This window comes from Modestobacter caceresii (genome assembly GCF_000761485.1).
Lineage (GTDB): Bacteria > Actinomycetota > Actinomycetes > Mycobacteriales > Geodermatophilaceae > Modestobacter > Modestobacter caceresii.
On the sequence record NZ_JPMX01000124.1, the window covers coordinates 3,100 to 9,237 of the forward strand.

At 75.7% G+C, this 6,138-nt stretch carries 5 protein-coding genes and 1 pseudogene; 3 read left to right on the forward strand and 3 right to left on the reverse strand.

Going from position 1 to position 6,138, the window contains the following annotated elements:
• A partial coding sequence (locus IN07_RS22495) for a M23 family metallopeptidase (RefSeq protein ID WP_036340956.1) occupies positions 1-369 on the forward strand: 369 nt, incomplete at its 5' end.
• A gap of 7 nt (positions 370-376) precedes the next feature.
• Here the strand turns inward: IN07_RS22495 and IN07_RS22500 are convergent.
• Entirely contained in the window at positions 377-2,140 is a 1,764-nt protein-coding gene (locus IN07_RS22500; RefSeq protein ID WP_036340959.1) for a DUF2207 domain-containing protein, read from the reverse strand.
• Positions 2,141-2,314: 174 nt separating this feature from the next.
• On the opposite strand from IN07_RS22500, the gene IN07_RS22505 reads away from it, so the two are divergent.
• Together IN07_RS22505 and IN07_RS22510 are read left to right on the forward strand one after the other, a co-directional pair.
• Complete coding sequence (locus IN07_RS22505) at positions 2,315-3,184, forward strand: NmrA family NAD(P)-binding protein (protein WP_036340963.1); 870 nt, start codon at positions 2,315-2,317, stop codon at positions 3,182-3,184.
• Between the two features lie 52 nt (positions 3,185-3,236).
• Entirely contained in the window at positions 3,237-4,703 is a 1,467-nt protein-coding gene (locus IN07_RS22510) for a protein adenylyltransferase SelO (protein ID WP_036340966.1), read from the forward strand.
• An 80-nt stretch (positions 4,704-4,783) separates the two neighbouring features.
• Here IN07_RS22510 and IN07_RS22515 read toward each other — a convergent pair whose 3' ends face one another.
• Together IN07_RS22515 and IN07_RS26040 are read right to left on the reverse strand one after the other, a co-directional pair.
• Complete coding sequence (locus IN07_RS22515) at positions 4,784-5,611, reverse strand: alpha/beta hydrolase (protein ID WP_231558538.1); 828 nt, start codon at positions 5,609-5,611, stop codon at positions 4,784-4,786.
• 42 nt (positions 5,612-5,653) lie between these two features.
• Positions 5,654-6,138 (reverse strand): annotated as a pseudogene (locus tag IN07_RS26040) (hypothetical protein); the annotation flags it as partial.

Sequence of the window (6,138 nt, forward strand, 5' to 3'; positions counted from 1 at the left end):
GTGCCCTACGCCCTCACCCAGGCGAGCCGGGCCCGCGGCGGCGCCGGCGCCCTGGCCGGCAACCACGTGGTGCTCGAGCTCGAACCCGGGGGCGCCCACGTCGTGCTGGCCCACCTGCGCGAGGGGTCGCTGCGGGCGCGCCCCGGCGACCTGGTGACGGCCGGCCAGCCGCTGGCCGAGTGCGGCAACTCGGGGAACTCCACCCAGCCGCACGTGCACGTCCAGGCGATGGACTCCGCCGACCCGTTCACCGCCCGCGGGCTGCCGCTGGCCTTCCGCGGCCACCGGTCCTGGCCCCGTGACGGGGGCCCGCCGGTCGTCGTCCCGCTGGGCGTCCCCGCGGAGGGCGCGGTCGTCGAGCCGGTGTGACGCCGCCTCACCAGCTGCCGCCGCCCCCTCCCCCGGCCGCGCCGCCCACGTAGGTCGAGCCGGTCCCGCTGCCGGCGCTCGCCGGCGGGGAGAGCGCCGGGTTGTCCGGGGCGGAGAACGCCAGCAGCGCCGGCCACACGCCGACGTGTCCGGCACCGTGCGCGGGCACGTACCAGGACGGGGTGGCACCGGGGCGGGCCGCCTGCACCGCGGTGGTCCACTCCTCCGCCACCCCCAGGGCCACCGCATGCGGCAGGTACCGGACCCGGAGGTCGGTGCGCGCTGCACCGGCGAGGTCGGCCAGCTGGTCCGCGTCGGCGGACCACGGCCCGTCGGAGGTGGCGAGCTGGTCGCGGAACGCGGCCGCCCGCTCGTGCACCTGGACGCCCTCCGGGGTGCGCTGCGGCATCCGCCCGGCCAGCCCCAGCAGGACCAGCCCGGCGAGGACGACGCCGGTGCCGGCCAGCGCCCACGTGCTGGTGACGGCCAGCACGACGGTCAGGACGACGCCGGCCACGAGCACCCCGGCACCGAGGGCGTACCAGCGTCGCCGGACCGCGGCGGGGTCGGCGCGGAACCAGCCCAGCTCCACCACGTCGCGGTACATCGCCGCACTCGCCCGGGCCGCGATGGCCGGGAACCGTGGCTGCAGGTCCGACAGGCGGACGACCTCGCCGTCGGCGAAGACGTCGTCAAGGAGCAGCTGCTCGTAGCGGCGCAGCCCCCGCTGGTCGGCCGGCGTGCGGACCAGCCGCCAGTCCGGGGGGACGTCGGTGTCCGGCTCGTCGTCGGCGGTATCGACGGCGACCTCCTCGATCCGGAGCTGGCCGCGGACGGCCAGGTCCAGCAGGGTGGCGAGGACCTCGTGCCGCTGGGCGCGCCCGTCGAGCACGGTGCCCAGCTGGGCCGGCCGGGCGTCGTGTGGCGGGGTGAGCTGCGGGGCCCGCGGCCCGGATCCGGCCGGGCGGCTCCGCCGGGCCCGCAGCAGCGGCGGGACGACGAGGAGCAGCAGCCCTCCGACGGCCAGCCCCGCGGTCGCCGGGGTGAGGCGGAAGGCCTGCGCCGGGCTGAACGTCTCCTCGAGGACTGGCTCCGCGCCGGCGAAGGTGCCCGCCGGGTAGGTGGCGCTCACCGTCACGCCCTCCCCCGGGTCGAGCCCGCCGGCCTCCGCGCGCACCGCACCGACGGCCTCGACGTCCATGGGGCAGGCGGTCAGGGCGTCGTCCGTGCCGACCACGCAGTCCCCCGAGACCGGCGCCGCGCCCGCCGGGCCGGTCAGCCGGACGTCCACCTGCTCGATCGGCACCTCCCAGCCGGTCCCGACCGCGTTCCAGGCCACCCGGTCGCCGTCGTCCCCCGGGTCGGCGACCCCCTCGACCCGGTAGCGGAGCACGTAGGTGTGCTCGCCGGTGACCTCGGTGTCCTCGTCCCCCACCCGGACGGTCAGGACGCCGTCCTCGCTGGTGACCTCGGTGTCCGCGGGCGCACCCGTGGGGCTCTCCACGACGACGTCGCTGATCGGGTAGAGCCGGTCGCGGGTCTGCTCGAAGGGCGCCCGCTCGGGGATCAGCCGTTCGATGCCGTGCCGCTCGGAGTCGGCGAAGTCGTAGGCGATCGTCTCCTCGACCTCCAGTGAGCCGTCGGCGTCGGCCACCAGGTCGACCTCGTAGGAGCGGATGGCCTCGGCCTGGCCGTCGTCCGTGCACCCCGCCAGCAGCAGGGCCGGGAAGACCAGCCCGGCCACCGCCGCCCGCCGTCCGTCCGCGCTCATGTCGCACCGTCCTCGTCTCGACCGCCGTGCCCAGGTGAGGGCGTGCGGAGTCTCCCCGACGCCCGAGGTGTCCGGGCACGAGGCGCGGCCGCGCGCTCGCCGGAGAACTGTCGGCACCCCGTGCTGGCATGGCCGGGTACGCCACAGCACACACCCATCCACCGGAGGCTGTCGATGAGGATCGTGGTCACCACCCCGACCGGACACGTGGGCTCCCGCGTGGTCCGGCTGCTCCTGCAGGCCGGGCTGCGGCCCACCCTGCTGCTGCGCTCCCCGGAGAAGCTGGACCCACAGACGCGGGAACGGGTCGACCTCGTGGTCGGTGACCAGGGCGACCTGGACACGGTGCTGCGGGCGACCGAGGGCGCGGACGCCCTCTACTGGGTCGACCCGCCGACGCTGGACGACGACCCGGTCGCCACGTCCACCCGGATGGGCGCGGTCGCCGCCCGCGCGGTGCGGGAGAACCAGGTGTCCCGGGTCGTGTTCCAGAGCAGCGTCGGCGCCGAGAAGCGCCACGGCGTCGGGCAGATCGACGGGCTGGCGCGCACCGAGGAGCAGCTGGAGGAGACCGGCGCCCCGGTGCTCCACCTGCGCTGCGGGTACTTCTTCACCAACCTGCTGTCCGACCTCGACGGGCTGCGGGACGGCGTGCTGCGCACCACCATGCCGACCGACCGGCCGATGCCCTGGGTCGACCCCCGGGACATCGGTGAGGTGGCGGTGGCCAACCTGCTGTCCCCGGGCTGGCCCGGCCGGCGGGTGCTCGCCGTGCATGGGCCGGAGGACCTCACCTTCGAAGCAGTGGCCGGGATCGTGGCCGCCGCCACCGGCCGGGCGGTCCGCGCCGAGCAGATCAACGACGACGACCTGCGCGCCGGCCTCCGGGCGGCGGGGCTGTCCGAGGCCCAGGTCGAGGGGTTCGTCGGGATGGGCCGCGGCCTGCGGGAGGACTTCGTGCCCGCCGACCCGCGCTCGGTGCTCAGCACGACGCCCACCACGCTGCGCTCCTGGGCCGTCGAGGAGCTGGCGCCGCACCTCTGACCCGGCTTCGCGGCGACTGGCCGGTCTGGAGATCCGACGTAGCCTCGGTGGGGTGAGTCTCGCACCGGCACCGACCCTCAGCCTGGACCACCGCTTCGCCCGGGAGCTGCCCGAGCTGGCCGTCGCCTGGCAGGCCGACGACGCCCCCGATCCCCGGCTGCTCCTGCTCAACGAGCCGCTGGCCACCGAGCTCGGGCTCGACCCCGCCACGCTGCGGACCGCCGAAGGGCTGCGCCTGCTGGTCGGGACCGCCGTCCCGGCCGGGGCCACCCCCGTCGCCCAGGGCTACGCCGGGCACCAGTTCGGTGGCTTCGTCCCGCGGCTGGGCGACGGCCGGGCGCTGCTGCTCGGCGAGCTGACCGACGTGGAGGGCCGGCTGCGCGACCTGCACCTCAAGGGCTCCGGGCGCACCCCGTTCGCCCGCGGCGGCGACGGGCTGGCCGCGGTCGGTCCGATGCTGCGCGAGTACGTGATCAGCGAGGCGATGCACGCCCTCGGCATCCCCACCACGCGCTCCCTGGCCGTGGTCGCGACCGGGCGCTCGGTGCGCCGGGAGACGCTGCTGCCCGGCGCCGTCCTGGCCCGGGTGGCGAGCAGCCACCTGCGGGTGGGCAGCTTCCAGTACGCCCGGGTCAGCGGGGACGCCGAGCTGCTGCGCCGGCTGGCCGACCACGCGATCAGCCGGCACCACCCGGACGCCGCGCAGGCCGAGAACCCGTACCTGGCGCTCTTCGCCGCGGTGGTCACCGCCCAGGCCGAGCTGGTGGCCCGGTGGATGCAGGTGGGGTTCGTGCACGGGGTGATGAACACCGACAACGTGACCATCTCCGGCGAGACGATCGACTACGGGCCGTGCGCCTTCCTGGAGGCCCACGACCCGGCCACGGTGTACAGCTCGATCGACCACGGCGGGCGCTACGCCTACGGCAACCAGCCGATCGTGGCCGAGTGGGACCTCGCCCGGCTCGCCGAGGCCATGCTCCCGCTCTTCGCCGAGGAGCAGGAGCGCGCGATCGAGCTCGCGGTGGCGGCACTGGGCGAGTTCCGGCCGCAGTACGACGCGGCCTGGTCGGCCGGGATGCGGGCCAAGCTGGGCCTGCCGGAGGGGCTGGACGACGCGGTGGCCGCGCCGCTGGTGGAGGAGTTCCTGATCCTGCTGCAGGCCGGCCACGTCGACCACACGTCCGCGTTCCGGCTGCTCGGCGCCGCCGCCCGCGGCGACGTCGACCCGGTCCGCAACCTCTTCCTCGACCTGGCCTCGTTCGACGCGTGGTCGGAGGGCTGGCGCGCACTGGCCCCGGACGCCGACGCCATGGACCGGGTCAACCCGCTCTACATCCCGCGCAACCACCTCGTCGAGGAGGCGCTCACCGCGGCGACCGAAGGCGACCTGGCCCCGCTGGGCCCCCTGCTCGACGCCGTGACCCACCCGTACGCGGAGCGGCCGGGCCTGGAGCGGTACGCCACCCCCGCCCCCGCCGACTTCGGCACCACCTACCAGACCTTCTGCGGCACCTGACCCGCCCTCGACCACCAAGATGGCCATTTTGGTGGTGGTGACGTCCGGGCTCCGCACCACCGAAATGGCCATTTTGGTGGTCAGGGGTCGGTCGTCAGGTGGGCCAGCTCGACGACGGCGGCGACCAGCTGGTCACCGTCCAGCAGCACGGCGTCGTTGTGGTCGGCGCCGGGCACCTCGACCGTGCGGTGCAGCTGCCCGGCGGCAGCGGCGACCGCTCTGCTCTGCTCCGGCGGAACGATCGAGTCGGCGGTGCCGAGGACGACGGTGGTGGGGACCTCGACCCGGGCGACCTGCTCGGCCACCGGGTAGCGGTCGCGCAGCAGCAGCCGGACCGGCAGGAACGGGTAGTGCTCGCTGCCGACGGCGGCCAGGTCGACGAACGGCGAGCGCAGCACCAGCCCGGCCGGCGGGTGGTCGACGGCCAGCGCGGTGACGACGCCGGCGCCCAGGCTCTCCCCGTAGTACAGGAGCCGCTCGGCCGGGACCCCGCCGTCGGCCAGCAGCCAGTCGCGCGCCGCGCGGACGTCGAGGGCCAACCCGGCCTCGGTCGGGCTGCCCGGGTTGCCGCCGTACCCGCGGTAGTCGAACAGCAGCACCGCCAGCCCGGCTGACGACAGCGCCCGGGCCAGCGGCGCCCGGACCCCGCGGTGGCCGCCGTTGCCGTTGGCCACCAGCACGGCCGGTGCGTCGGCCGTCGGGCCGGGCACGAACCACGCGCCGAGGGTCAGCCCGTCGGCGGTGGTCAGCTCGACGTCCCGGCCACCGGGGACGATCCCTGCGGCGGCCGGCACCGGGCCGTCGTCGGGCAGGTACACCAGCCGGCGCTGGAACGTCCACAGCAGACCGACCACCACGACCAGCACGATCGCACCGATCAGCGCGGCCCGGAGCACCGACCGCAGCACCACCCCATGGTGGCGCGCTGTGATCGGCTGGGCCAGCGCCGTCTAGCGGTAGTTGACGTGCGGGTGGTCGAAGTGGTTCGCCGTCACGCTGCCCCGGTCCTCCATCTGCTTCCAGGAGCCACCGGGCGAGGAGAGCATCCGCTGCTCCCAGATGATGTAGTCCACGCCGAGCTCGGCCCAGTTGGCCACGTGGTAGGCGACGATCGCGTCGCCGAGGGCGGAGTCGGACATCACCATGTAGTCCACCGCCAGCCCCGACGGGTGACCGTGCGGGTCGGCAGCGCTGGGCCGGGTGCCGCCCAGGGTGATCGAGCCGGCGCCGGGCACGTTGCTGACCACGGCGTTCGCGGCAGCTTGCGCCTGCGGCTTGATCGGTCCGGCGCTGTTGCTGATCTTCGCGATCGCGCTCACCGCGGTGCCGGGGCTCGAGGCCGCCGCGGCGGCGGGCTTGGCTGCGGTCCCGGCCCGTGCCGGAGCGGCGGCGGCTGCCTGCGCCTCGGCCTCGGCGGCGGCGGCCTCCGCGGCGA